33 protein-coding genes are annotated in these 25,955 nt (G+C 43.4%); 23 read left to right on the forward strand and 10 right to left on the reverse strand.

Annotated features, from left to right (window positions below; genetic code table 11):
- Nucleotides 1-36 precede the first annotated feature (36 nt).
- The 4 genes from HNQ34_RS07085 to HNQ34_RS07100 all read left to right on the forward strand — a co-directional run bounded on the left by HNQ34_RS07085 (nt 37) and on the right by HNQ34_RS07100 (nt 3,019).
- Entirely contained in the window at nt 37-339 is a 303-nt protein-coding gene (locus tag HNQ34_RS07085; protein WP_183253137.1) for a YunC family protein, read from the forward strand.
- A gap of 60 nt (nt 340-399) precedes the next feature.
- A complete protein-coding gene (yunB, locus tag HNQ34_RS07090) occupies nt 400-1,143 on the forward strand; it encodes a sporulation protein YunB (protein ID WP_183253028.1) in 744 nt (247 codons plus the stop codon).
- Nucleotides 1,144-1,398: 255 nt separating this feature from the next.
- Nucleotides 1,399-2,907 carry a sodium-dependent transporter gene (locus HNQ34_RS07095; RefSeq protein WP_183253030.1) on the forward strand — a complete coding sequence of 503 codons (1,509 nt, stop codon included), beginning with the start codon at nt 1,399-1,401 and terminating at the stop codon, nt 2,905-2,907.
- A 4-nt stretch (nt 2,908-2,911) separates the two neighbouring features.
- Nucleotides 2,912-3,019, forward strand: coding sequence for a methionine/alanine import family NSS transporter small subunit (locus tag HNQ34_RS07100; protein WP_183253031.1), 108 nt, complete (start codon nt 2,912-2,914; stop codon nt 3,017-3,019).
- A gap of 20 nt (nt 3,020-3,039) precedes the next feature.
- Here the strand turns inward: HNQ34_RS07100 and HNQ34_RS07105 are convergent, their stop codons facing one another.
- Nucleotides 3,040-4,017, reverse strand: coding sequence for a M23 family metallopeptidase (locus HNQ34_RS07105; RefSeq protein WP_312856106.1), 978 nt, complete (start codon nt 4,015-4,017; stop codon nt 3,040-3,042).
- A gap of 197 nt (nt 4,018-4,214) precedes the next feature.
- On the opposite strand from HNQ34_RS07105, the gene lipA reads away from it, so the two are divergent.
- Nucleotides 4,215-5,111, forward strand: a complete 897-nt coding sequence (lipA, locus tag HNQ34_RS07110) for a lipoyl synthase (protein WP_183253034.1) — start codon at nt 4,215-4,217, stop codon at nt 5,109-5,111.
- 295 nt (nt 5,112-5,406) lie between these two features.
- Here the strand turns inward: lipA and HNQ34_RS07115 are convergent, their stop codons facing one another.
- A complete protein-coding gene (locus HNQ34_RS07115) occupies nt 5,407-6,078 on the reverse strand; it encodes a YhcN/YlaJ family sporulation lipoprotein (RefSeq protein ID WP_183253036.1) in 672 nt (223 codons plus the stop codon).
- Between the two features lie 103 nt (nt 6,079-6,181).
- On the opposite strand from HNQ34_RS07115, the gene HNQ34_RS07120 reads away from it, so the two are divergent.
- A complete protein-coding gene (locus tag HNQ34_RS07120; RefSeq protein WP_181556433.1) occupies nt 6,182-6,457 on the forward strand; it encodes a YutD family protein in 276 nt (91 codons plus the stop codon).
- A 44-nt stretch (nt 6,458-6,501) separates the two neighbouring features.
- On the opposite strand, the gene HNQ34_RS07125 is transcribed toward HNQ34_RS07120, so the two are convergent.
- Nucleotides 6,502-6,753 carry a cytosolic protein gene (locus HNQ34_RS07125; RefSeq protein ID WP_183253038.1) on the reverse strand — a complete coding sequence of 84 codons (252 nt, stop codon included), beginning with the start codon at nt 6,751-6,753 and terminating at the stop codon, nt 6,502-6,504.
- A 59-nt stretch (nt 6,754-6,812) separates the two neighbouring features.
- Entirely contained in the window at nt 6,813-7,082 is a 270-nt protein-coding gene (locus HNQ34_RS07130) for a DUF3055 domain-containing protein (RefSeq protein ID WP_183253040.1), read from the reverse strand.
- A gap of 115 nt (nt 7,083-7,197) precedes the next feature.
- On the opposite strand from HNQ34_RS07130, the gene HNQ34_RS07135 reads away from it, so the two are divergent.
- The 3 genes from HNQ34_RS07135 to HNQ34_RS07145 all read left to right on the forward strand — a co-directional run bounded on the left by HNQ34_RS07135 (nt 7,198) and on the right by HNQ34_RS07145 (nt 9,220).
- A complete protein-coding gene (locus HNQ34_RS07135) occupies nt 7,198-7,635 on the forward strand; it encodes a DUF86 domain-containing protein (RefSeq protein WP_183253042.1) in 438 nt (145 codons plus the stop codon).
- Between the two features lie 76 nt (nt 7,636-7,711).
- The gene (locus HNQ34_RS07140; RefSeq protein ID WP_246363933.1) at nt 7,712-8,347 is read left to right on the forward strand and encodes a helix-turn-helix transcriptional regulator; all 636 of its coding nucleotides are present in this window, start codon (nt 7,712-7,714) and stop codon (nt 8,345-8,347) included.
- 102 nt (nt 8,348-8,449) lie between these two features.
- A complete protein-coding gene (locus HNQ34_RS07145; protein WP_183253046.1) occupies nt 8,450-9,220 on the forward strand; it encodes a TIGR01457 family HAD-type hydrolase in 771 nt (256 codons plus the stop codon).
- A gap of 109 nt (nt 9,221-9,329) precedes the next feature.
- Here the strand turns inward: HNQ34_RS07145 and HNQ34_RS07150 are convergent, their stop codons facing one another.
- Complete coding sequence (locus HNQ34_RS07150; RefSeq protein WP_183253048.1) at nt 9,330-9,827, reverse strand: phosphatidylglycerophosphatase A family protein; 498 nt, start codon at nt 9,825-9,827, stop codon at nt 9,330-9,332.
- 218 nt (nt 9,828-10,045) lie between these two features.
- On the opposite strand from HNQ34_RS07150, the gene yutH reads away from it, so the two are divergent.
- The 5 genes from yutH (at nt 10,046) to thrB (ending at nt 15,582) form a co-directional block, all read left to right on the forward strand.
- Nucleotides 10,046-11,050, forward strand: coding sequence for a spore coat putative kinase YutH (gene yutH / locus HNQ34_RS07155; protein WP_183253050.1), 1,005 nt, complete (start codon nt 10,046-10,048; stop codon nt 11,048-11,050).
- A gap of 89 nt (nt 11,051-11,139) precedes the next feature.
- The gene (locus HNQ34_RS07160; RefSeq protein ID WP_183253053.1) at nt 11,140-12,132 is read left to right on the forward strand and encodes a 2-hydroxyacid dehydrogenase; all 993 of its coding nucleotides are present in this window, start codon (nt 11,140-11,142) and stop codon (nt 12,130-12,132) included.
- Nucleotides 12,133-12,311: 179 nt separating this feature from the next.
- Nucleotides 12,312-13,610, forward strand: a complete 1,299-nt coding sequence (locus tag HNQ34_RS07165; RefSeq protein ID WP_183253055.1) for a homoserine dehydrogenase — start codon at nt 12,312-12,314, stop codon at nt 13,608-13,610.
- Complete coding sequence (gene thrC, locus HNQ34_RS07170) at nt 13,610-14,671, forward strand: threonine synthase (protein ID WP_183253142.1); 1,062 nt, start codon at nt 13,610-13,612, stop codon at nt 14,669-14,671. Before HNQ34_RS07165 ends, thrC begins: the two co-directional genes overlap by 1 nt.
- Nucleotides 14,668-15,582 carry a homoserine kinase gene (thrB, locus tag HNQ34_RS07175; RefSeq protein ID WP_183253057.1) on the forward strand — a complete coding sequence of 305 codons (915 nt, stop codon included), beginning with the start codon at nt 14,668-14,670 and terminating at the stop codon, nt 15,580-15,582. Before thrC ends, thrB begins: the two co-directional genes overlap by 4 nt.
- Before the next feature lie 249 nt (nt 15,583-15,831).
- Here thrB and HNQ34_RS07180 read toward each other — a convergent pair whose 3' ends face one another.
- Nucleotides 15,832-16,068: a NifU family protein gene (locus tag HNQ34_RS07180; RefSeq protein ID WP_183253059.1), complete on the reverse strand. Its 237-nt coding sequence runs from the start codon at nt 16,066-16,068 to the stop codon at nt 15,832-15,834.
- 94 nt (nt 16,069-16,162) lie between these two features.
- Here HNQ34_RS07180 and HNQ34_RS07185 point away from each other — a divergent pair, with 94 nt between their 5' ends.
- On the forward strand, nt 16,163-16,498 hold the full coding sequence (locus tag HNQ34_RS07185; RefSeq protein WP_183253062.1) for a YuzD family protein: 336 nt from the start codon (nt 16,163-16,165) through the stop codon (nt 16,496-16,498).
- Between the two features lie 141 nt (nt 16,499-16,639).
- Here the strand turns inward: HNQ34_RS07185 and HNQ34_RS07190 are convergent, their stop codons facing one another.
- Nucleotides 16,640-17,710 carry an NAD(P)/FAD-dependent oxidoreductase gene (locus HNQ34_RS07190; RefSeq protein WP_183253064.1) on the reverse strand — a complete coding sequence of 357 codons (1,071 nt, stop codon included), beginning with the start codon at nt 17,708-17,710 and terminating at the stop codon, nt 16,640-16,642.
- 335 nt (nt 17,711-18,045) lie between these two features.
- Between HNQ34_RS07190 and HNQ34_RS07195 the strand changes: the two genes are divergently transcribed.
- Complete coding sequence (locus tag HNQ34_RS07195; RefSeq protein ID WP_183253065.1) at nt 18,046-18,285, forward strand: YuzB family protein; 240 nt, start codon at nt 18,046-18,048, stop codon at nt 18,283-18,285.
- Nucleotides 18,286-18,317: 32 nt separating this feature from the next.
- On the opposite strand, the gene HNQ34_RS07200 is transcribed toward HNQ34_RS07195, so the two are convergent.
- Nucleotides 18,318-19,013: a DUF2225 domain-containing protein gene (locus tag HNQ34_RS07200; RefSeq protein WP_221277336.1), complete on the reverse strand. Its 696-nt coding sequence runs from the start codon at nt 19,011-19,013 to the stop codon at nt 18,318-18,320.
- Nucleotides 19,014-19,206: 193 nt separating this feature from the next.
- Here HNQ34_RS07200 and dapF point away from each other — a divergent pair, with 193 nt between their 5' ends.
- The 3 genes from dapF (at nt 19,207) to HNQ34_RS07215 (ending at nt 20,986) form a co-directional block, all read left to right on the forward strand.
- Nucleotides 19,207-20,061 (forward strand): diaminopimelate epimerase, encoded by an 855-nt coding sequence (gene dapF / locus HNQ34_RS07205; protein WP_183253067.1) that lies wholly within the window; start codon nt 19,207-19,209, stop codon nt 20,059-20,061.
- 176 nt (nt 20,062-20,237) lie between these two features.
- Nucleotides 20,238-20,600, forward strand: a complete 363-nt coding sequence (locus tag HNQ34_RS07210) for a HesB/IscA family protein (RefSeq protein WP_183253069.1) — start codon at nt 20,238-20,240, stop codon at nt 20,598-20,600.
- An 86-nt stretch (nt 20,601-20,686) separates the two neighbouring features.
- Nucleotides 20,687-20,986 carry a lipopolysaccharide assembly protein LapA domain-containing protein gene (locus tag HNQ34_RS07215; protein ID WP_183253071.1) on the forward strand — a complete coding sequence of 100 codons (300 nt, stop codon included), beginning with the start codon at nt 20,687-20,689 and terminating at the stop codon, nt 20,984-20,986.
- Nucleotides 20,987-21,026: 40 nt separating this feature from the next.
- Here the strand turns inward: HNQ34_RS07215 and HNQ34_RS07220 are convergent, their stop codons facing one another.
- A complete protein-coding gene (locus HNQ34_RS07220) occupies nt 21,027-22,019 on the reverse strand; it encodes an NAD(P)/FAD-dependent oxidoreductase (RefSeq protein ID WP_183253073.1) in 993 nt (330 codons plus the stop codon).
- 264 nt (nt 22,020-22,283) lie between these two features.
- Here HNQ34_RS07220 and HNQ34_RS07225 point away from each other — a divergent pair, with 264 nt between their 5' ends.
- From HNQ34_RS07225 to HNQ34_RS07240, 4 genes are all read left to right on the forward strand, one after another.
- On the forward strand, nt 22,284-23,507 hold the full coding sequence (locus tag HNQ34_RS07225) for an NAD(P)/FAD-dependent oxidoreductase (RefSeq protein ID WP_183253075.1): 1,224 nt from the start codon (nt 22,284-22,286) through the stop codon (nt 23,505-23,507).
- A 214-nt stretch (nt 23,508-23,721) separates the two neighbouring features.
- Nucleotides 23,722-23,844, forward strand: a complete 123-nt coding sequence (locus HNQ34_RS07230; protein WP_183253077.1) for a YuiA family protein — start codon at nt 23,722-23,724, stop codon at nt 23,842-23,844.
- 70 nt (nt 23,845-23,914) lie between these two features.
- On the forward strand, nt 23,915-24,238 hold the full coding sequence (locus HNQ34_RS07235; protein ID WP_183253079.1) for a YuiB family protein: 324 nt from the start codon (nt 23,915-23,917) through the stop codon (nt 24,236-24,238).
- A 106-nt stretch (nt 24,239-24,344) separates the two neighbouring features.
- The gene (locus HNQ34_RS07240) at nt 24,345-25,046 is read left to right on the forward strand and encodes a 3D domain-containing protein (protein WP_183253080.1); all 702 of its coding nucleotides are present in this window, start codon (nt 24,345-24,347) and stop codon (nt 25,044-25,046) included.
- 33 nt (nt 25,047-25,079) lie between these two features.
- Here the strand turns inward: HNQ34_RS07240 and HNQ34_RS07245 are convergent, their stop codons facing one another.
- On the reverse strand, nt 25,080-25,892 hold the full coding sequence (locus tag HNQ34_RS07245) for a cobalamin-binding protein (RefSeq protein ID WP_183253082.1): 813 nt from the start codon (nt 25,890-25,892) through the stop codon (nt 25,080-25,082).
- Between the last annotated feature and the right edge of the window lie 63 nt (nt 25,893-25,955).

Raw genomic sequence — 25,955 nt, forward strand, 5'->3', positions numbered from 1 at the left:
CATACATTAAATAGGGGAAGGAGTGTGGTCAGTTCAATGATTACGGTAAAGCCTATTATCATCGATAACTATCCATTTATGGCGATTTCTGTTCAATTGCCCAAAACGAATTTGCTGGCGGTGGCAAGCGATAAAGGATATATTATGTGCGGGGCGCTAGATGTGATGTTATTGAACGAAAAGTTGCAAGACCGCGGAATTATTGCGGGAAGGGCGGTTGGTGTCCGCACGATCGAGCAATTGTTAGAAGCTCCGCTTGAATCGGTGACGATTGCGGCGGAAGAAGCAGGAATTACCGTTGGAATGACAGGAAAAGAAGCTTTACTGAAAATGCGATAAAAAAATAACAAAAGTCCCTTCTTTACAGCATACATATAGCTTGTAAAGGGGGGATTTTGTTTGGGGCGTTGGCCGAAAAGGGGACCGCTTCCTTTTCGTTATTTATTTTTATTGACGTTTGTACTTTTTATGATGTCAACAGCAGTGAGCCTTTGGATTATTAATAAAGGGATTGAACCGACATTAATGCGGATTGCTGAAAAAGAAACGAAACGAATCGCAAATCTTGTCATCAACAGTGCAATTAATCAACAAATTACGGAAGACGATTTAGATGTCAAAGATTTAATTACCGTCCAGCAAGACACGTATGGAAATATTTCTTCCATTGATTTCAACGGTGCGGTTGTAAGCCGAATTCTTGCGAAAACAACTAACCGTGTGCAAAAAAATTTAAAAGCCGCATCACAAGGAAAATTGCACGAACTTGAAGTTCCTGATATAGAAATTGAAACAAATGGACTAAAAAACGACGGAATTATTTATTATATTCCAATTGGCCAGGCGACAAATAATGCGTTGCTCGGCAACCTTGGTCCACGTGTCCCAGTTCGTTTTTATGTCATTGGTGACGTCATTTCCGATGTCAAAAAAACGATTCAACCATTTGGTATTAACAATGCGCTCGTTGAAATTGCTGTTCATATTGAAGTAAACGTTCAAGTCGTTATTCCGTTTGCGACAAAGCCAGCGACCGTATCGACCGATATTCCGATTGCGATGCGCATCATTCAAGGAGAAGTGCCGAATTTTTATAATAACGGCGGCAACTCTGATCCGTCATTTGAAATCCCTCTCAACTAAATAAAAAATAAATGCATGAATGAGTGTATTTACAACAGAAAAAGTTGTTATATTACAATCGGGTTCAAAAATTTTTTGATATTATGTTAGCTTCCTCTAAACAGAGGAAGAGGATTTTTTGTTTAAAATATTAAAAAAGTATTAAAATTTGAAAATATTATTTTGACATTTAAAAAAAGGGTTATTATACTCGTAGTATATATAGAAAATTCAAAATATCATTTTTTATCATTTTTGCTTCATGGAGGGATTGACATGGAAAATCGACAGCAGTGGGGAACGCGTGCCGGTTTTATTTTAGCAGCAGCCGGTTCAGCGATCGGTTTAGGAAACATTTGGCGATTTCCTGCGGTTGCTTATGAAAACGGTGGAGGTGCCTTCTTTTTTCCGTATTTATTTGCGTTATTAACCGCAGGAATTCCGCTTTTAGTATTGGAATTTATCATCGGTCATAAATATCGCGGCTCAGCGCCGTGGTCGTTTTCGCGCATTCATAAAAAAGCGGAGTGGCTTGGCTGGTGGCAAGTAGCCATTTCATTTATTATTTCAACGTACTATTCTGTCGTCATTGCGTGGGCGCTATCGTACACAGTGTTTGCATTTAACTTGAAGTGGGGAAACGATACGGAGAAATTTTTATTCGGCCATTATTTAAAGCTAGCTGAAACACCTGGACAGTTCGGTGGCATCGTGCTAAGTGTGTTCATTCCGTTAGCACTTATTTGGATTATTAATTTAAGCGTGTTGTATAAAGGTGTTAAAAAAGGGATAGAAGCGGCGAATAAAATTTTCTTACCAACGCTTGTTGTTTTGTTTTTAATTATTGTGATTCGTGCAGTCACTTTAGATGGAGCGGTAGAAGGTTTGAACGCCTTCTTCAAACCGGATTGGGATAAAATTGCCGATGGAAAAGTATGGATCGCAGCATACAGCCAAATTTTCTTCAGTTTATCGATCGCGTTTGCGATTATGATTACGTATTCAAGTTATTTACCAAAAAAATCAGATTTAACGAACAACGCATTTATTACCGGTTTTGCGAACTCTGGATTTGAATTGCTAGCCGGGATCGGTGTATTTAGCGTATTAGGATTTCTTGCTCAGCAAGAAGGTGTTCCGGTAAGCGAAGTTGTTAAAGGCGGCGTTGGGTTGGCGTTTGTCGTGTTTCCAAAAATTATTAACGAATTTCCAGCATTTAATGCATTTTTTGGAGTATTATTTTTCTTATCGTTAACATTGGCCGGATTAACGTCGCTCATTTCGATTTCAGAAACGTATGTGGCAGGTATTCAGGATAAATTTGGAATAAAACGGGAAAAAGCGGTATTTATTGGCGGCGGCATAGCGGCGCTTTTATCGCTCATTTTCGCTTCAAACGGCGGATTATATTTCTTAGATGTTGTCGACTATTTTATTAACAGTTTCGGTGTTGCGCTCGCCGGATTAGCAGAAGTAGTTATAATTGCATGGATTGTTCGTGAATTAAACCAATTCCAATCTCATGCCAACAGCGTATCCGACATTATGCTCGGTGCATGGTGGAAAATTTGCCTGAGCATCATTACGCCGCTTGTATTAGGATATATGATGATTGATAACATTCGCACGAATTTAAAACAAAATTACGGTGGATATGAAACTTGGTTTGTCACGTCATTCGGTTGGGCGGTTGCGGCGCTTGTCATTTTCATTGGCATTGCGTTCTCATTGAAGCGTTGGAACACGCCGGCAGGGTCTACTCAAGAAAGCAGCAAGGGGGTTTAAAATAATGGAAACAAGCGCACTTGTGATGATGGTTGTCGGCATGGTCGTAATCTGGGGCGGGCTTGTTGCGAGCATCGCCCATGCAATAATGAAAACAAAACAAAGAGCGTAAGCGAAAAGAAGGGGGGCGGATTAGTTCCGCCCTCCTTGTTTTTTCTTCATCTTTTCTGCGCGTTCCCACATTTTTAAGTGGGGGTATGGATCAAACGACCACTCGGTATAACCGTTGTCTTTGTACATGCCGTAATGGAGGTGTGGGGGGAATTTTCCGGCCGTACCGGGTGGACCGTATCCGGAGCTGCCAACCGATCCGATGATCGTACCAGGTTCCACGATTTGGCCTTGCCGCAAGTTGCTAGTAAATCCATTTAAATGAGCAAAATAGTGGTACGTATTGTTAATATCGCGAATGCCGACACGCCATCCCCCATATTTATTCCATCCTTTGAGCTCAACGATTCCGTAGCACGTCGAACGTACAGGAACCCCATAATGGGCAAAAATATCGGTTCCTTCATGAATCCTTCTTCCTCCCCATCCTCTCGCATCGCCCCATGTGTTTTTATAACTGTAATTCGCGTAAAGCGGGAGCGGAAATACGTGATCATCAAGTTGAAGCGTCCCGTATTTTTTATAAATTTTTATTTTCCCTAAAATGAGATCGACCGTTTTGCTTCGTTGGTAATAATCCCATAAGGCGATTTTTAGATGTTTATGATCGGTTCCGTACGTTTGCAGATAACGGGCCATCGCAAAAATGACGTCTTCATCGTTATTCCGATCTGCTACTCCATCTCCGTTTCCATCGATGCCAAATCCGCCAAATTGTGAAATGGTGAGCGGGTTCGTATCATTTTGATTTCGATTGAGCGGTCCCGCCCATATTTCCGGCTTGATGTAAATGCCAAGCACTCCTTGTGCTTCCGGAAGATCGCGGCGCACAAGACGTACATTTCGTTCGTACTGATCGATTGCTGCAAAATAATACCAAGGGATCAACGAAACCGCTTCTGCTTTTTTATACAGTTCCATGCGCCGCTCATATATATCTTCGTCTTTTAGTATTTCTTTTCCAAAAACATGTAAGGATGTGGCGGCGAAAAATAAAATGGTTGCTATCAAACAAATGAGTGTACGCACATTTTTTACTCCTTTCCGCGAATCTCATATCATTAGTTTGAGAAGATGGAGGATTTTCATAAATGTTAAAAATCGGTAGGTCGAGCGGTTGTGACAATTTTCTTTGAGTTCATTCCATCTTTTTTTTATAATAATAAGTGTGTAAATAAAATACTGGAGTGTGGAAAATGGCTACGAATGAAGAACGCGTTCGAAAACCGGAGTGGTTAAAAATAAAGTTAAATACAAACGCGAATTATACCGGATTAAAAAAAATGATGCGCGAAAAGCAATTGCATACCGTCTGTGAAGAAGCGAAATGTCCGAACATTCACGAATGTTGGGCGGTGAGAAGAACAGCGACGTTTATGATTTTAGGCGATATTTGTACGCGCGCTTGCCGTTTTTGCGCAGTAAAGACAGGATTGCCGACAGAGTTGGATTGGCAAGAGCCAGAGCGCGTAGCTGATTCGGTGCGCATCATGAATTTAAAGCATGTCGTGGTAACAGCGGTCGCCCGCGATGATTTAAAAGATGGGGGCGCTGCTATATTTGCGGAAACGGTGCGGGCGATTCGCCGCAAAAATCCGTTGACGACGATTGAAGTGCTTCCTTCCGATATGGGCGGCATATATGAAAATTTAAAAACATTGATGGATGCACGCCCTGATATTTTAAATCACAATATTGAAACGGTTCGCCGCCTCACTCCGAGAGTGCGCGCCCGCGCCACATATGAACGTTCTCTCGAATTTTTGCGCCGTGCGAAAGAATTGCAGCCGGATATCCCGACAAAATCAAGCATCATGATCGGATTAGGTGAAACGAAAGAAGAAATTATCGAAGCGATGGACGATTTGCGGGCGAATCACGTCGATATTTTAACGATCGGCCAATATTTGCAGCCGACAAAAAAACATTTAAAAGTTGAGAAATATTACCACCCGCATGAATTTATGGAGCTGAAAGAAATTGCCTTAAGCAAAGGATTTAGCCATTGCGAAGCTGGTCCACTTGTACGCTCGTCTTATCATGCTGATGAACAAGTGAATGCGGCCGTTCAGCAAATGGGCAAAGAAGCGTAAATTTGAAGGTCCTGTTTTTAGAAAACAGGACCTTTGTCGTCACAGGCGTGTTGGTTAACCAATAAAAACTAGTTTAGATAGCTTTATTCCCGGCGTTGCTGCCGGAGTCGGCTAAGCTCAACTTGCCAACTCGGCATGCGTATAGCATGCCCTCCTCGAACAATGAACGCTTTGCGGATAAATAAATTTGCCCGCTGGCGTTCTTGTTCGAGGGATGTGGCAGAAAAGCTTGTGTTCAGCCATACGATTCTGTATTTTTAAGTAAAATAATGGATAATTAACACTCGTGTTGTCGTCATCGTTTTGGCGTACCGTCGTTAAAATCGCGATCTAAATGGTCATTTATTTCGTTAATCATTTCCCCGTTCGCATTTTCGCCATCGCTTAATTTCCGGCCTTGCGGATATTTCAACATCTCTTTAATCGTTGTATCAATGATTTGGTCAATGTTGCGGCTGTTGGAATCTAATCGGCCAAAGCGCTCGATTTCTTTCATCATGCGCGGATCATCTGCCACGTAAACGTGGTAATAGCGCGGTACGACGGAAAGAGCGGTTTTTTTCACTTGATCGGCAGTTTCAAACCGGTTTTTCGTATCGGTATCGTACGCAATGAGCACTTCTTCGTCAGTAACGAGCGTTGCAACATCATTTACGTGTGGCAACTGAACGCACAATTTGCTAATTAAATCCGCGACACGCTCGCGGTTTAACGTCGGTAAAACGCCATAGTTATTCACATCTCCCGCAACCGGGCTTTTTTGATGCCGGACGTAACCGAAATTGTTCATTCGCGAATCGGTGCCGTTCGGAAGTCCTTGGACATTATATAAATCGTTCCGGTCGGTCACGTTGATTGTATTTCCACTGCGCGGATACAGAGCATCGCGGTTATTTTCCGTCATTTGCGCACAGCCGACTAGAGAAATCGTTATGCCGGTTGATAAAGCAAGCAACGTTTTTTTCAATGTCAACACCCCCTCGCTTACATCATTCCTTTCTTTCGAATGCTTTATAACAGTAATTGATTGGGAGCGTTTCATCGTTTATGATAAAGGTGAGGTGAGAGAAATGATTTGTATCAACAATACGTGCTATGAGTTAATTGAAAATGTAAAAAATGGATTTAATGAAGAAGCTTTTCGGGCGCGCTATGCCGATATTTTAAATAAATATGATTACATCGTTGGCGACTGGGGATATAATCAGCTGCGGTTGCGCGGTTTTTTTGACGATCATAATCAAAAGGCGACATATGATACGAAAATCAGTACATTATCGGAATATTTGTATGAATATTGCAATTTTGGCTGCGCTTATTTTGTATTGCGGAAAGTTAAAAGGTAAAAAACGGCTATCTCATTAAAAAATGGTGAGATAGCCGTTTTTGCTTACTGTTCCCTTTCATTCGGATCGTCATGCGGAGGATGTGCGCCGGGATCTTGGCGCGGAATGTTTTGATGAAACGCTTTATCTTCATAGTTAAAGGCGCTGTAATAGCGCTGTCCCCCTTTCCACGGGGTACTTTTATTTTGAACGGGCCCGCCTTTTCTGTTTGGTGAGCCGTATGGTCCCTCGGGAAACTCTTCCGCCGTCAAAAAATCCCGTTGCTTCTCGACGCTTGAAAAATCGTGGTACCGCATCGTGTTCACCTTCCTTCATGTAAGGGGGCTATTTATAATGTCCCCGACATAAGGAAAGGTTATGAAATAAACTCATTTAAAAATGAGCGCAAATCGTTGGCATCTTCTTCATTTAAACGGTAAGCATATTCTAAATATCCCGGTTCTTCTAAATCATCGGGGCCGATGATCGCAAAACGGTTGCTTTGCATATCGAGCACTAAGTATTTTCCGTAAAAACGGTCGGTTTTTACAATCGCCAAATCAAACCGCTGCCGCTCACCGAGGAAACTGACAAACCGTGTTTTCGTTTCCGTTGTATCGTCATATAAGAAAAAGCGTTCACTCATCATTTACACCTCCCAAAAATCGCTATATCCATCTTATCAAACGTTCGTGCAAATGTCTGTTTTCATTTGTTATGATACAATAAAAAATGACATTGATCATAAGGGGGCGAAAACGATGTACTTTGTCGATCGAAATAAAATCGAGGAAACGCTGCGTTATATGGAAAAATTGCTGGATCTATACGCGAAGCAATCATCATGGGAAGAGGAAACGGCACAACTTGCTTTCGAACGAATTGTCCACGTCTGCATTGAAGCGGTGTTAGATGTCGGCAATGCGATGATTGACGGGTTTATTATGCGCGACCCGGGCAGTTATGAAGATATTATTGACATTTTAACGGATGAAAAAGTCATTACCGAAACGGATGCACAAGGGTTAAAAGCGATTATTCATTATCGGAAAATGCTTGTCCAACAGTACGCGAATACGAATCATTTGGAACTGTTCGAGGCGTTCAAGCGTTCTCTCGCCGCCTTACAGGCGTATCCAACGGCCATTCGCGCGTATTTAGAAAATGAGCTCGGGCCTGTCTCGGCGTTTCGTAACTAATTTTCGCAACTTTTTTGTTTAAAAATTGTATAAATGAGGGAAATAGCGTACAATGAGGAAGAGGACGGTGAATGAGATGGATTATCAATCCTCTTCCACAAAACAAGAGCTATTAAAATTATTAAAACTGAAAAAGCGATTAACAGCGAGCGAACTAGCGAAACGGCTAGAAATTAGCGAAATGGCAGTGCGCCGCCATCTACATACATTACAACGCGATGGGCTGATCCGAACGACGCTCGTCCGTCAAGCGATGGGGAGACCGACAAATGTATATGAACTGTCGGAAAAAGGAGAAGAACAATTCCCGCAACACTATAAACAATTGGCAGTAGAACTGTTGAAAGAGCTTGAAGCGGTAGCGGGAAAAGAAATGGTAGTGGCGCTTCTTCAAGCGAGAACCGAGCGGATGAAAGAACGGTATGCCCGCGATTTTCAAGAAAAAACGCTAGAAGAAAAAATGAAAAAGCTGTTTGAATTACAAAACGAGCAAGGATATATGACACAGTTGCGGAAAGATGAACAAGGGGTATATCATTTAATCGCTCATCATTGCCCGATTTCTGAGATTGCCAAACAATACCGCTCGATTTGTTCATGTGAATTGCAGCTATTTAAACAGCTGCTCAATTCAGAAGTGGCGTTGCAAGCTTGCATGACGGAAGGCGACGATGTTTGCCATTATCAAATTAAAGAACAGACGCACAAATAACAAAAGCGCTTCTGTTGCATCGAGAAGCGTTTTTGTTTTGACATCTTTTATTTTGTGCGATAAAGTGTGTTACATAAAACAGAACATAAGGGAGTGCGGCATGTGAAAACGTACGAAGGATATTTAATTGATTTAGACGGCACGATGTATCGTGGAACGGAGTGCATTGCGGAAGCGCGCGAGTTTGTCAAAGAGCTGCACCGCCGTGATATTCCGTATTTGTTTGTCACGAACAATTCCTCCCGTACGCCGGCGCAAGTAGCAGAGAAGCTGCAATCGTTCGACATCCCGGCGACCGAACAGCAAGTATTTACGACAAGCCAAGCAACAGCAAACTATATTTTTGAACAAAAACCGGATGCAACAGTTTATGTGATTGGGGAAGATGGAATTCGGGAAGCGCTGAAAGAAAAAGGGTTCACGTTTGCGGGGGAAGATGCAGACTTTGTCGTCATGGGCATCGACCGCACGATTACATATGAAAAGCTGGCGATTGCTTGCTTAGCTGTCCGCAACGGGGCAACGTTTATTTCGACAAACGGCGATATCGCCATTCCGACAGAGCGGGGATTATTGCCAGGTAACGGATCGTTAACGGCTGTTGTCGCTGTCTCTACACAAGTGCAGCCGATTTTTATCGGCAAGCCGGAAAAAATTATAATGGAGCAAGCATTAAAAGTGCTCGGCGTTCCAAGAGAGGAAACGTTGATGATCGGAGATTACTATGACACCGACATTAAGGCGGGAATGAACGCAGGAATTGATACGCTGCTTGTTCATACGGGCGTCACAACGAAAGAATTGTTGAAGCAGTATGAACAACAGCCGACATATACCGTTGACTCGTTAAAAGAGTGGATGGAGAGAATTTAAATAAAACACGTTGACTCCAATATGTAACATATCGCTTTCTGATCGCTGTTGTGTGTGTGCATATATAATGCCGAAGAAGGGTGCCCAATTTTTTGGGACACCTTCCTTTTTATTCGGTATGGGAAGCGCGGTGTGCCAAGCGGCTTGACGCAGCGGCAGCAATCGCTCCGACAATGTCATCTAAAAATGTATTGCATTTTCCTGTCGATTTATCGTTTAAGTATTGTAAAATGCCTGGTTTTTGTTTGTCGATGTAGCCGTAGTTCGTAAAGCCGATTGAACCGTATACGTTGACGATCGACAGCGCTAAAATTTCATCGACGCCATACAGCCCTTCATCGCGGCTAATGATCGTTTGCAACGGTTCATCTAACATTCCTTTTTCCGCCAATATATCAAGTTGAATGCCTGTAAGAATTGCATTTTGTACTTCGCGTTTCGAAATGACGCGATTGACGTTTTCGATACATTCCTCCATTTGTAAGTTCGGATGGTATTTCGACTGCAAATAATAGACGAGCTCGGCAATGTCCTCAATTTTTACCCCTCGTTTTTCGAGCCATTGACGTGCCACTTGCTCTAGATTGTTCATAATATATTTTTCCATGTTGCTTCACCTATTTCTTTACGTGTTTTGTATTGTATATGTGGGAATGGAGAGAAGCGTGTCACTTTTCTACGTTTGAATGGCGATGGACGAACGCTTTTTCCACGTTGAACTTATTATAATCAAAAAATGGAAGGTTGTACAAATATTTTGCGCGTTCGTTGTGAAATCGTATACGGCCTATTTCCAGCATATATTGGATAGAAAGGAGGGGGATTATGCTTGGTTTTATTGATCAAGAATACGGATTGAAAGCAGAACAGATTGAAAAGTTAGGGCACTATGATACATTTGTGTGCCAAAATGAGCGGTATATTATTGTCCCGGCTCGGCATCGGACGGAAGTGGAACTAAATGAACTATATCAAATGGGTCTTTATTTAGCGGCAAAAGGGAATTTATCAGTTGCCACTATCGTTCCGACGAAAAAAGGGAAGATGATGGCAGATGGAAACGGGCAACCGTTTGCGGTTTTTCGTATTTATCCACAACTATATACAAGAACTGTACCGATTGGAAAAGAGTTGGCAAAACTTCATGCACACGGTCGGCTTTTTCCGGCACCGGTCGTCCATTGCAAGCGAATTGGACAATGGAAAGAACTATGGGGACATCGTTTAGACCAAATGGAGTTATTTTGGAAAGAAAAGGTGCAAACGAAACGGAAGGAAGAATTTGATAATTTGTTCATCGAATCGTTCCCGTATTATGCCGGCTTAACTGAAAATGCGATTCAATATGTGGCTGACACAGAGCTTGATGAACAGCCGTATGTGGTGGATGCCGCTACGATTTGTCACGAGCGGCTGCCTCAGGCGCTATGGGTCGAAGGAAAAGAAATTAAGTTGCCGACGGACTGGGTATATGACCATTGCGCCCGCGATTTGGCGGAATGGGTGCGGGCATTGTATATGAGAAACGGTGCGGCCGCTGATGAACAAATGCGCCGTTTTTTTCGCGAATATGAGCGCGTGACGCCGTTGTCCGCGTTTTCATGGCGGCTCATTTATGCGCGTTTATTGTTCCCGCTTCACTATTTCGAGTGCGTGGAAGGGTATTATTTGACCGAGAGCGAACAAGAAAAACAAACATATGCGCAAATGCTTCGCTCACTTGTCACCCATTCGCGAGAGTACGAGTCTTTTTTAGCTTCTTTTTACGAGCGGTTGGAGTTGGCAAAACGGTTTCAATTACCGATTATTCGTTGGCTTTCTTACGCGTGACAGAAGAGCGGCGCTGCGCCGCTTTCTGTATCGTGGCAAGCCGCAGATTGTGATAAGATGGAGAGAGATCACTGAAAGGGGAGAAGGAAATGGAAAAGCCATACATTTTTATTACGCGAAAACTACCGGAAGAAGTGATTGCGCCGCTTACGGAAATAGGGCAAGTGACGATGTGGCCGCACGAAGATGTGCCGGTGGCGCGGGAAGTGTTGCTTGCGGAGGCAAAAAAAGCGGATGCGTTGCTAACGATGTTATCCGATTGCATTGACCGTGAAGTGATGGAGGCGGGAACGAACTTGAAAGTGGTCGCTAATATGGCGGTTGGATTTGATAATATTGATGTTCCGGTTGCAACGGAATATGGCGTTGCGGTTTGCAATACGCCGGACGTGCTGAACAATACGACGGCGGATTTGACGTTTGCGTTATTGCTGGCGACGGCACGACGCTTAGTGGAAGCGGCAGAATATATGAAAGCGGGCGAATGGAAAAGCTGGAGTCCGTTTTTGTTGGCGGGCACTGATGTGCACCATAAGACGATCGGTATTGTCGGGCTTGGGAAAATTGGACAGGCGGTGGCGAAGCGGGCGAAAGGCTTTGAGATGAGCATTTTATACCATAACCGCACGAGAAATGAAGAAGCAGAACGGCAATTAGGAGCTGTTTATTGTACGTTTCCAGAGCTGTTGCAAGCCTCTGATTTTGTCGTATGTTTAACGCCGCTCACCGCGGAAACGCGGCATTTGTTTAACCGTCAAGCTTTTCAATTGATGAAGCGCTCTGCGATTTTTATTAACGCCTCAAGAGGAGCAGTTGTCGATGAAGAAGCGTTATATGAGGCGCTTGTCAACGGTGAAATAGCTGGGGCTGGCTTGGACGTATTCGCCGAAGAGCCGGTGGATCCGTCTCACCCGCTTTTATCATTGAAAAATGTAGTGGCATTACCACATATCGGAAGCGCTAGTAAAGAAACACGCGTGAAGATGATGGAGCGAAGCTGTCGGAATATTATCGCGGTGTTAAAAGGAGAAACACCGGAAGCGCTAGTCAACACCGAATGGCTTCAACACAAACGCGCATAACGCGAGCCTCTTTCAAAAGAGGCTATTTTAAAAAAAATTATCTGAATTTACTTGATGTTAAGCGCTTCCGAAATATAAGATAAGAAAATAATGATTGTAAAAGAAAGGAACATCTTTTATAATGTCTACTATACAAAAACAAATGTACATACGGGAAATACAAAAAAGAGGTGGAGATCATGACAAAACCAATTGCAGTTGGCTTGTTAGGATTAGGAACAGTAGGCAGCGGGGTTGTGAAGATTATCGAAAACCATCAAGATCAACTCGTACATCAAGTAGGTTGCCCAGTTGTGGTGAAAAAAATTCTCGTTCGAGATTTATATAAAGAACGCGATGTTAAAGTAGATGTATCTTTATTGACAACGAGTGTTGATGACGTGATCAATGACCCAGAGATTGATGTCATTATTGAAGTGATGGGCGGAGTCGAAGAAACGAAAAAACATCTTTTACAGGCATTAAAACAAGGAAAACATGTCGTTACGGCGAATAAAGATTTAATGGCGTTATATGGATCGGAGTTGTTGGCGGTAGCGACAGAGAACGGCTGTGATTTATTTTATGAAGCGAGCGTCGCCGGCGGCATCCCGATTTTGCGCAGTCTTGTCGACGGATTAGCGTCCGACCGCATTACGAAAATGATGGGGATCGTTAACGGAACAACGAACTTTATTTTAACGAAAATGTGTAAATACGGAAGTCCTTATGAAGAAGTGCTGGCGGAAGCGCAAGCGCTCGGTTATGCAGAAGCAGATCCGACCGCGGATGTCGAAGGGTTGGATGCGGCGAGAAAAATGGCGATTTTAGCGCGGTTGGGCTTTTCGATGAACATTGATTTAGATGATGTACAAGTTAAAGGCATTACCGGCATTACAGAAGAAGATTTAGATTACAGCAAACGTCTCGGATATACGATGAAGCTGATCGGAATTGCCCATCGTGACGGGGAGAAGGTAGAAGTGAGCGTTCAGCCAACGTTATTGCCTGATTCGCATCCGTTAGCGTCAGTGAGCGATGAATATAACGCCGTGTATGTGTACGGGGAAGCGGTCGGAGAAACGATGTTTTACGGTCCGGGCGCCGGAAGCCTTCCGACAGCGACGGCGGTGGTGTCGGATTTAGTGGCGGTCATGAAAAATATGCGGCTCGGGGTAAATGGTCGAAGCGCTGTTGCACCACAATATGAGAAAAAATTAAAATCGCCGTCAGAAATTTTTTCGAAATATTTTCTCCGCATTCATGTGAAGGATGAAGTTGGAGCGTTTGCCAAAATTACAGCGATTTTCTCAGAGCGGGGAGTTAGTTTTGAGAAAATTTTACAGCTCCCATTAAAAGAAAAAGGATTTGCAGAAATTGTCATTGTGACTCACAAAGCGTCGCAACAAGATTATGAAGACATTTTACAACAGTTGCGTGATCTTGAAATTGTTCATGATGTCAAAAGTTCGTACCGCGTAGAAGGGAATGGAAAATGATGATGTGGAGAGGATTGTTATACGAATATCGCGAATTTTTACCAGTGACGGAAAACACGCCGCTTCTTTCGCTTCATGAAGGAAACACGCCGCTCATACGATTAGAGCGCTTATCGAAACAGCTTGGGATTGAGCTGCATGTTAAAGTCGAAGGGGCAAATCCAACCGGTTCTTTTAAAGATCGCGGGATGGTGATGGCGGTAGCGAAGGCGAAAGAAGAAGGGAGCCATACGATCATTTGCGCTTCCACCGGAAATACATCGGCGGCGGCGGCAGCGTATGCGGCTCGGGCAGGAATGCGCTGCATTGTCGTCATTCCTCACGGCAAAATTGCGATGGGAAAATTGGCGCAAGCGGTGATGTATGGAGCAGAAATTTTTGCGATTGAAGGAAACTTTGACGAGGCGCTCAAAATGGTGCGCCGCCTGAGCGAAATCGCCCCGATTACGCTCGTCAACTCTGTCAACCCATATCGCATTGAAGGGCAAAAAACGGCGGCGTTCGAAATTTGCGATCAGCTTGGGAAAGCGCCAGACGTATTGGCGATTCCGGTCGGCAACGCTGGAAACATTACCGCATATTGGAAAGGATTTAAAGAGTATCATGAAGTCAAGCAGACCGGTCTTCCGGAAATGCGCGGCTTTGAAGCGGAGGGAGCAGCCGCAATCGTTCGCAATCAGGTGATTGAACAGCCGGAAACGATTGCCACCGCAATCCGCATCGGCAATCCGGCGAGCTGGGACAAAGCGGTGCAAGCTGCTAATGAATCGAAAGGAAAAATCGATGAAGTATCGGATGCAGAAATTTTGGAAGCATATAAGTTGCTTGCGAGAGAGGAAGGAATTTTTGCAGAGCCGGCTTCATGCGCATCGATTGCCGGAGTCATAAAACAGCGGAAGCGCGGTGAGATCAAAGAAGGAAGCACGGTAGTAGCTGTGCTCACCGGAAACGGATTAAAAGATCCAACGATTGCGATGGATGTGGCAGATATTAAGCCGCTTGTGCTACCAAATGATGAACGTGTCGTGTTTGAACATATTCAAGGGGCTGTTCACCAATGAAAGAAGATGAGATGTTAAAGATTGTTGTTCCAGCGAGTACCGCGAATTTAGGGCCGGGATTTGATTCGCTCGGCCTAGCGGTTTCCCGCTATTTAGTATTAGAAGTGCGCCGGGCGAATGAATGGGCATTTATCCCGCGCTCGGCGGAGGTACAATCTATTCCGAGCGGAACAGATAATTTAATTTTTCGAGTGGCTGACCATGTTTCCAGCACTTATGGACGGACATTACCGCCTTGCGCGGTTGATGTGTACAGCGAAATTCCATTTACCCGTGGATTAGGGAGCAGCGCTGCGGCGGTTGTCGCAGGGATTGAATTAGCGAATGAGCTTGCGGGCTTGTCGCTTACAATTGAAGAGAAAGCGCGGTTGGCAAGTTGCTATGAAGGGCATCCGGATAATGTTGGCGCCTCGTTGTACGGAGGGTTGGTCATTGGATGCCATCGTCAGGAGGAAACGACAATTATTCATGTTCCTAATATAGAATTAGACCTTGTCGCTGTGATTCCAAGCTATGAGCTCGAAACGAAAAAAGCGCGCGGCGTTCTGCCTAATTCGTTTTCGCGAGAGATAGCCGTAGAAGCTAGCGCCGTCAGCAACGTATTAGTGGCGGCCTTGCTGACGAAAAATTGGGAGCTGGCAGGGAAAATGATGGCCGGTGACTTGTTTCATCAACCGTATCGAAAAACATTGATTCCGGAACTATCAAACGTGCAGTCGCTAGCGAAAGAATATGGTGCGTTTGGTGTGGCGTTGAGCGGAGCAGGGCCAACTGTTCTTTGCTTTGCGGAGCGAGGAAAAGGAGAAATGTTAAAAGAAAAGCTATCTCCTCATTTTCAACATTGCGCTGTTGAACTTTTAACTGTTGAACAAAAAGGCAGTCACGTATATAAATTGGCGTTAGAAACATAAGAGCGGTTTCCATTCGGAAACCGCTCTTATGTTTCGTTGTCTAGCTTCGGCTCCTAGCTCTCTTGTGCCAAACAACCTTCCTCCGTCGAAGCAAAAAGCGCTTCTCGTCGGAAGAACGTTTGGCTTCGAGAGCTAACCAGTCGCTTCGGCTCCTAGCCCCTCAGGACGCTTCGGTCCTGCTGTGGCGGCGACAGCCTCCTCGCAGGCCCTCCAGCGCCTGTCGGGGCTGAGCAGTCGCCACCGCTTTTCTTAGAACACTTGCTCTACTTCAACGATGCCTGGCACTTCTTCTAAAAGTGCGCGCTCAATGCCGGCTTTTAATGTGATTGTCGAGCTCGGGCAGCTGCCGCAAGCGCCAAGCAAACGCAATTTGACTACGCCATCTTCGACATCGACGAGTTCACAGTCACCGCCGTCACGAAGTAAAAATGGACGCAGTTTATCTAAAACTTCTTGAACTTGTTCTTTAATTTCTAAATCGCTCATTCTTACCATCGACTCCTTTCTTTAACTTTATTATAATCGTTATAGTGAAAAAAATCTAATAACTTTTTTGCCATGGAGAGGAAGATGGAAACGTATGTCATTTAAACAAGTCGAAATATGTGTATACGGTGCAGAGGTCGTTTGTCCCTCCTGTGTCAATTTGCCCTCTTCGAAAGAAACGTATGAGTGGTTAGAAGCAGCTATTAAACGGAAATATCCGAACCAGCCGTTCGTCATTTCATACATTGATATTTTCAATCCACCAGATGATGAGGAAAAGAAAGCCTTTGCAGCAAAGGTGATCGAAGAAGATTTGTTTTACCCGGTCGTTCTTATCGAAGGGACGATTGTCGGCGAAGGCAATCCGAAACTAAAAGTCATTTATGAGGAAATGGAGAAATACGGATATCAAGCGGCTAAGCAAATTTAAAGAAAACGGGTGATCTAAGTTAGGTCACCCGTTTTTTATCACGAAAGGAGAAGCGATCATATTCGCCTTTTATAGCACATAAAAACCGCTCAAAACCCGCCCGATTTTTGTTTTGCGGCCGGGTTTTTGGGGGATGATTATTTAATAGCCGTTATGGTATTTATACATCCAAAGCACGCCGGATTTTAAAAGGCGCGGCACTCTTCCCGTTAAAGCGCGGTCGGCGACAAGGCCGAATCCATGTTTTTTGCCGAGTGAGCCGAGAACTCCTTTTAATTTTATCGGCGGAAATTCGTGTGGCGGCTCTTCACCATGCCAACGTTTTTGCAACACTTGCACAATTTGTTCCGCCTGCCCTTCTGCTAGCTGTGCGCTTGGGGAATGCGGCAAGCTTGCGCAATCACCGACAACATACACATTTTCATAGCCAGGGATATAGTGCTGGTTCGTTAAAACGACGCGACCTTGCGCATCTTTTTCAACGTTCAATTCACGAACAACGCGGTTTGGCTGAATGCCCGCTGTCCATACGATTGCATCACAATGAATCGGTTCATCATGGTTATACAATACGCCCTCTTCCACTTTTGTAATATTAGAACGTCGAATAATATCGATGTCATGTTCATGAAACCAGCCTTCGACATATTCGCTCAGCCGTTCTGGAAACATTGGTAAAATCCGTTCCCCGCGATCAAATAGCATAACATGCAAGTCAGGGCGGCTTTCGGCCAGCTCGCTTGCTAATTCCACGCCGCTTAATCCCGCGCCGACGATGCCGACGACGGAGCGAGGCGGTAAATTGTTTAATGCTTGATACGTCATCCGAGCTTTATCAATCGATTGAATGCTGTACGTAAATTGTTCAGCGCCTGGAACCCCGTGGTATTTATCTTCACATCCTAATCCGATCACTAAATCATCGTATGAAACGGTTGTGTCGTCTTGTAAAAAGACAGTTTGAGCATCTAAATCAATACGGACGACTTCCCCAAAGCGATACGTGAGGCGAGGATGTTCCGGAAACGGCACACGAATGTCGTGATCGCTAATCGTTCCAGCAGCTAATGCGTAATATTCCGTTTTTAAACAGTGGTATGGGACACGGTCAATGAGCGTGATGTGAACGTTATCAGGTAAATGGTTCGGGAGAAGGCGAAGCAAAATTCGCATGTTTCCGTATCCCCCACCAAGCAGAACGAGGTGTCTCATGCTAAAATTCCCCTTTGCGTTGTCTTTTTCAATTGAATGTGTTGAATCGCTATCTCAACACCGCCTAGTTCTCTTGTGCTAAAAAAGCCGTTATCAAAATAACAAGCACTTTTACTTAGAGGCTAGTTGATGTCTTTTTATACGCAAAATGTTTACCAAATGCCATTAAAAGTATAGCGAAATTGTGACAAAATCACAACAATTTTTCGAAAAAATGATAAAGATATGAGATGATCGAACAATAAATGATGGTGAATATCTCAAAATGGAGTATCACAAATTGACGTTTGCTGAAAAAATCGTTACGATGTTAAACAGTAGAGAGGTGACGAATAATGATTCAGCCCATTATTGAATTTTGCATCAGTAATTTAGCCAATGGTTCACAAAAAGCGTTGGAAATTTTGCAGAAGGATCCGAATTTGGATATTATCGAGTACGGCTGTTTAAGCTATTGCGGAAAATGCGCCCATTCACTGTTTGCATTAGTAAACGGAGAAATTGTCACAGGGGAAACGCCGGAGCAACTAGTCGAAAATATTTACAAATTTCTTGAAGAAAATCCGATGTTTTGAGAAAAAAGCGGCGTTGGATCACCGCTTTTTCTTTATGATGTAGGAGGAGATTGTTGGCTGCTGCGAATATCTTGCCAACGTTCGTGTGCCATACGGACAATTCCTTTTTCGATCGTTTCCTTTTTTTTTGCAATCACTTTGGAAAAATATAAAACTGCTTGTTTTGGTTGATTTAATCGTCTATGTAATTCGCCAATTAAGTAAAGAAGCCGCACTTCCGACATATGCGTACCGACGAAGTCGTCTTTGTTGTAGGAAGCGGTATATTCTTCTAGCGCCAGCCGCATAAAACGCACTTCTTGGTCGGGAACTTGGTATGTTCGATATAGCCACGCTAGCCGCATATATAAGCCGGCAAGGACAATATGTTTTTCACGCTTTAACGTGGCAGAATAAATGCCGAGTTTGTAGGTATTGACCGCTTCTTGAAACGTTCGCTTTCCGCTGTAATTGTTTCCTTTCCACAATTGGCAAATATTTTTTTGAATCGCCTCCAGCGTATTTGGCGGAAAATAGGAAGAAAACTCTTCCGTGACGGAAAAGCCGCAATGAGGGCAGACGCTGACATAATAAAATAACGGGTTTAAGTCTTCAGGCTCATAATATGTGCAAAAATCAGTATCGTGTCTGACGGGACGAAGAAAATGGGAACGAATTTTTTTCGTCGTATATGATTGATGACAAACAAGACAGCGAACATTTCGGTCATATAATGGATCGATTTGCATGATATTTCCCCCGTATCGTTTTAAGAATAAAGACCTATTACAAGCCGATTATACAGTGAGTTCCGTAAAAAAAGAAGATGCCAAAAAGACATCTTCTTTTAAGGTGTATATGAAAAAACGGGGGATATTTTCATTGTTTCCAAAGCCTATTGCCTTTATACTTATATACAAAAAATTTTTTAGGAGGACCATGATGCAAAAGTTTTCATTTACGAAAATGCACGGCTTAGGGAATAGTTACATATATGTGAACATGTTTGAAGAAACGATTCCGGAGTCGCTTTTTTCGGAATTGGCGGTGAAAGTATCAAATGTGAATACGGGAATCGGTGCAGACGGCATGATTTTGATTTGCCCGTCAGATGTTGCCCCGGTGAAGATGCGAATTTTTAACAGCGATGGATCGGAAGGGAAAAATTGCGGCAACGGGCTTCGTTGTGTGGCGAAATATGCTTACGAACATCGGTTAGTGACAGAGCCCTCATTTTTGATTGAAACATTATCGGGGCTTGTGAAGGCGGAAGTGTTTGACGAAAACGGTGTCGTCACGAACGTCACGATCGATATGGGGAAACCTCGACTCAAGCGGAGTGAAGTGCCGATGGTCGGTGAAGAAGCGGACCAAGTCGTTGCCGAAAAAATCGATATTGCTGGTAAAGCGCATGAAATTACCGCTGTTTCGATGGGGAACCCGCATGTGATCTTTTATGTGGATGACATCGAGAAAGCGCCGGTGACATCGCTCGGTCCGGTTGTCGAAAAAGATGCGCGATTCCCAGAAGGAGTCAACGTTGAATTTGTGGAAGTGGTCAATGACTGCGAACTCCATTTTCGCGTGTGGGAGCGCGGATCAGGAGTGACGCAAGCATGCGGTACAGGCGCTTGCGCAGCGGTCGTCGCTTCGGTGCTGAATGGCAAAACAGCCCGCAACAAAGAAACGGTCGTCCATCTCGCCGGCGGCGATTTAGTCATTACATGGACGGACGAAGGGAATGTGCTTATGACCGGTCCGGCCGAGACGATTTGTACAGGTGTATATTATTATTAATCATTTGAACGAATTATTATGATATGAATTTTCGAGCAAAAGATAAAACAACACTCATGTTTTAAACAAAAAATAGTTCCATCTTTTTGTGTTTGGTATAATTAAAAGTACAAAGGTGCGAAAGAAGTCTTTTCGCAAAAAACACAACAGAAGCCTGATCCAAAGGAGGAAAAGCGATGAGTGATGTCATTATTCTTACAGAAGCGGCTGCGTTTCAAATTCAAGATATGATGAAAGAGCACGGTGAAGAAGGTGCGTATCTTCGCGTTGGCGTGAAAGGCGGCGGCTGTAGCGGATTATCGTACGGAATGGGATTTGAGCATGAGCGTCATGACGACGATTATGAACTAGAGCAACATGGGATTAAAATATTGGTGGATAAAGAAAGTGCCCCGATTTTAAAAGGAACGGTTATTGACTATAAGCAATCGCTAATGGGCGGCGGTTTTACGATCAACAACCCGAACGCGATTGCCACATGCGGTTGCGGTTCATCATTTCGCACGGCAACGAATGCAGGTACGCCGGAGGAATGCTAACGCTAATGTTTTCAAGGATTGTTTCATTAAGAGGGGGGGAAAACAGGGATATAATAAGCTTGTTTTGATGAAAGGTAGGGTGGGGCATGAAAATGCAGTGGAATTTGATATTAGCGATGTTATTTGCACTAATTATCGCCGTTTTTGCGGTTGTTAATGTGAATGCTGTTTCGGTGAATTATTTATTTGGAAAAACGGAATGGCCATTAATTCTCATTATTTTAGGATCGACGGCAATGGGAGGAATCATCGTGGCGTCATTCGGATGGTTCCGTATGTTTAAACTGCAGAGGCAAATCAAAATATTGTCGAAGGAAAAGGAAGAACTGAAGAAAAAAATAAGCGCATTAGAAGAGAACGAACTTTTGGAACAAGAGCAATCATGATGAATGGAGGGATGTCTGTTTGTCGGACATCCCTTTTTGATTAGAACATGGAAGAAGAGTGCATCGGTTGCACTTTCGCATTCGGATCAATGTATGCTTTTGCGTTGTTGACAGCGGTTGGCGCTTCGCCGAAGCCGCAAGCAATTAATTTGACTTTTCCTTCGTACGTGCAAATATCGCCAGCTGCATACACGCCAGGAATGTTTGTTTCCATTTTGGAATTCACTTTAATCGAGTTTTTCTCGATTTCAAGTCCCCATTCTTTAATTGGGCCGAGCGATGAAACGAACCCGTAGTTGACGATGACTGCATCGACATCGATCGTTTCACGCGATCCGTCTTTCACACTTTCTAATATGACTTGGCTGATTTTGCTTCCGTCACCGATTAAATCTACCGGCACAAATGGCGTTTTAATGTCTACTTTCGAATTCATTAAGTTTTCAACGCTATGTTCATGGGCGCGAAACTTATCGCGGCGATGTACGATCATTACTTTTTCAGCGATCGGCTCAAGCATTAACGCCCAGTCTACGGCAGAGTCACCGCCGCCGCAAACAAGCACTTTTTGGCCGGCAAATTTATTTAAATCGTCAATGAAGTAATGAAGATTTTTTCCTTCATATTGGGCAGCACTATCCAACTCTAGACGACGAGGTTGGAACGCTCCGTTTCCTGCGGTAATGATCACCGTTTTCGAGTAGTGAATTTCTTTGTTTGTCGTGAGCTTGAAAATGCCGTTATCTTGTTTTTCTAGCTTTTCTACCGATTGTTCCAAACAAATAGTCGGATTAAATTTCGCCATTTGTTCCTTTAAGTTGTTAATGAGTTCTTGAGCACGAATTTTTGGGAATCCAGCGACGTCGTATATGTACTTTTCTGGATAAAGAGCGGATAGCTGGCCGCCCAATTGCGGAAGACTTTCGATAATTTTCACGCTTGCTTGGCGCATTCCACCATAAAACGCGGTAAACAACCCTGTTGGTCCGCCACCAATGATTGTAATATCGTATACTTTTTGGTCTTCTTTCATGATCCCTTCCCCCTCAATATCTAAAAATACAGACACTTACATCATAGCATATATAGTTCCTTTGTAAAAAAGAAAAAAATCACTTGAAAACAATCGAAAAAAAGAATAATATGTTTTTGGATAGATTGTTAAGATTTTTTGACAATTGTTCGGCATTTTTTTGTCTATTTTCGTGAATTTATTCACAAACTTTTTTTCAATAAAATGCAACAAAGCGGCAAACGCTAGTTGTAGATCATCGTAAATAAAAATAAAAGGGTGGAAGTGATTCATTTGAAAAAGCCAAATGTTGTAATTTTAGGTGCAGGTTATGGCGGTTTGATGACAGCAGTTCGTTTGCAAAAATTGGTTGGTGTGAACGAAGCGAACATTACGTTAGTGAACAAAAACGATTATCACTACGAAACAACGTGGCTTCATGAAGCGTCAGCAGGAACGCTCCATCATGACCGCGTGCGCTATCCGATCACAGATGTGATCGACCGCAACAAAGTACAATTTGTGAAAGATACAGTTGTCAAAATTGTTCCACAAGAACAACGCGTCATTTTACAAAATGGCGAGCTTTCTTACGATTACTTAGTTGTAGCGCTTGGCTTTGAATCCGAGACGTTCGGCATTAAAGGATTAAAAGAATACGCATTTTCGATTGCAAACATTAATGCGGCCCGCCAAATTCGCGAGCATATTGAATATCAGTTTGCAACGTACAATAACGAGGTAGAAAAACGCGATGAGCGTTTAACGATCGTTGTCGGCGGTGCCGGATTTACAGGCATTGAGTTTCTTGGCGAACTAGCGAATCGTGTTCCAGAGCTTTGCCGTGAATACGATATCGATCCGAAAAAAGTGCGCATTATTTGCGTCGAAGCTGCTCCGACGGCACTTCCTGGCTTTGATCCGGAGCTAGTGGAATATGCGGTTGGGTTGTTAGAGCGCAAAGGGGTAGAGTTTAAAATCGGAACGGCGATTAAAGAATGCACGCCAGAAGGCATTATTGTTGCTAAAGGAGACGAAACCGAGGAAATTAAAGCGGGTACAGTTGTGTGGGCTGCCGGCGTGCGCGGAAGCTATGTTATCGATGAATCTGGTTTTGAAGCGATGCGCGGCCGCGTGAAAGTTGATCCGTTCTTACGCGCTCCTAGTTACGACAACGTGTTTATTGTTGGTGACTGCTCGTTAATCATTAACGAAGAGACGAATCGTCCGTACCCGCCGACAGCACAAATTGCGATGCAGCAAGGGGAAGTATGTGCGAAAAATATTGCGGTCTTAATTCGCGAGCAAGGCGAATTGCAACCATTTAAACCGGATATTAAAGGAACGGTATGTTCACTTGGTCACGATGATGCGATCGGTGTCGTATTCGGCAAAAAAATGTGGGGCTCTAAAGCAAGCTTTATGAAAAAAATGGTCGACAACCGTGCCCTCTATTTAATCGGTGGTCCATCGCTTGTCATGAAAAAAGGAAAATTCAATTTCTTCTAAAATTATGCACGGGGCAAACAAACATTTGTTTGCCCTTTTTATGGTTTGTTTTTAAAAAATTCAAAAAAATAAGATAAATAAAGAAAAAAAGAGCATTCGCTTGATGTATCCGTTTACATGGATACAAATCGCCCGAAATCCCCCTTTTCTTTTTTGACGAACATTTGATATGATATATTATCAGAAAATTAAGAAAAGTTAAGAGGGATGAGAAATGAAACATGCAGAACAAACAGTTTGCCCATATTGTTCGGGAAACGGATATGTACAGCTGCTTTTAGGCGGTTCAGAAACGTGTTATTGTTGTTTAGGGAAAGGAACAGAAACAAAAAAATAACGAATGGCTTTCGTTGACTCTCTGTCATCGATTCAGTACACTTAAGAAGGATGTACTGGAGGTGATGGGGATGGAAATGAGTATACCCGTTTTGCTCATATCGATGCTGTTATTTTTTGTTTTATTTTTCGGCATCGGTTTTTTATTAAACATGATTTTAAGAATGTCGTGGCTTCCGGCCATTTTAAGCCCGATTGTCTTCATTTTCATAATTGATGATGTGAGATGGATTGAGTATTTTACGGCACCAAGCGCTTCGTTTGCAGCGCTAAAACATAAAATTATTTCATTGGCGCCGGCTGATTTAATGATTCTCAGCAGCGGGCTTGTCGGAGCGATTTTCTCCGGCATTGCGATTCGTGCATTAAGGGCTAAAGGATATCAAATGTTTTAAGACTTTCGTCAATGAAGCGAAAGTCTTTTTTTATTTTCTCTTTTCTCCCCGATGAATATTTATTTTTTTCTTTGGAAATAAATAGAACCGTGGGAGGAGTGAGAAAATGAATGTGTTTAGACGAATAGTGATGTCGATTTTATTTGTTGGAGCGTTCTTTACTACATTTCAATCGATTTCTGGAGTAGAAGCGCGAACGATTACGGATTGGCTTTATGATTCACCCTTTTCTCTTTTTCATCGTAGCTATTATTTTTTTCATAATTTTGATATAGAACAATACACATCAGCTGACGATCAATGGATTCAATATGAGGAACGGGTGCAGCCGCAAATTTCATCGGAACAAACGAAAAACGATTCGTTGAGCTTGGAAGAAGCGGTTGATTGGTCCCAATACCCGTCGGCTACTGTTGTCGCAACCGGCTATACAGCGGGAGTGGAATCAACAGGGAAAACACCGGATCATCCAGGATACGGCATTACGTACTCAGGGGTGCGAGTAAAGCGAGATTTATATTCGACGATCGCTGCGGACTTAAACATTTTCCCTATCGGTACGGTTTTGTTCATCCCAGGATACGGGTATGGTGTCGTGGCAGACAAAGGCGGGGCGATTAAAGGACACCGCATCGATTTATATTACGATACGGTAGAAGATGTATATAAATATTGGGGCAAGAAAACGGTGGAAGTATACATCGTGAAAAAAGGAAATGGAACGCTATCAGAAGATGAACTGACAAAGCTGAACGAAAATGAAACGATGCAAGTATTTCGCGAGCAGTATTTGAAATCGAAAAGCTAGAAATAGAGAAGGGCAGATTATTCTAGCCCTTCTTTATTGATGCAACAAAGGATCTGTGCCGTCGTAAGCAGGAAACGTATCGGGATGAAGGAGAGAGGCTATCTTTTTTAAGCCGAGCAACAGCCGTGGAGAAGGACGGCAAAAAAGCGCTTCCTCAAGAACGTAAATTCGATTCGATTTTACCGCTTCGAGTTGTGCCCATTCCGGCCGTTTTTTCACGATATTTGGATCGATTTTTTCGGTATAGACACCGACCCAAACGAGACAAATATGGTGAGGATTTCTTTTTTTAATTTCTTCCCAATCAGTTTGCACATTCGCTTGTTCGAGATCGGCAAAAAGATTGGTTCCACCGGCTAGTTCGCTTATTTCGCTGAGCCAATTCGTTTTTCCCGGGGTAAATACAGGCTTCGGCCACCATTCCCAATAAAGCGTCGTCGGCTGTTTTACTTTTTTAGCTAGCTGAGCATATTGATTAATGATCGCATAATAACGTTCAACCACTGCTTGTGCCCGTTCCTTTTGCTCGAGAGCTTCTCCTAATCGAAGCAAGTCGTTTGCAATGTCTTGCAGCGAATGAGGTTGAAAGACGAGATAAGGAATGTTTCGCTTTTCTAGTTCCGTGACGTTCCGTTCCATTCCAGGCACGCTTAAAGAAGCGAGAACAAGGTCTGGTTTCATCGCTTCGACACTATCCATATCAATGTGTAAATCAGGGCCTACTTTCGGAAGTGTATGGACGGATGAAGGCCAATCGGAATAGTCGTCAACGGCAACCAGTTGCTCTGTCAAGCCTAAATAAGCGAGAAGTTCTGTATTGCTCGGACAAAGGGAAATGATTTTCATTTGCATCACCTCTTTTTTTCTATTCTCTTTCGGTTCGTTCTTTTCCTTGTGATATGATGAAAA

The organism is Anoxybacteroides tepidamans (assembly GCF_014201465.1).
Classification (GTDB): Bacteria; Bacillota; Bacilli; order Bacillales; family Anoxybacillaceae; genus Anoxybacteroides; species Anoxybacteroides tepidamans.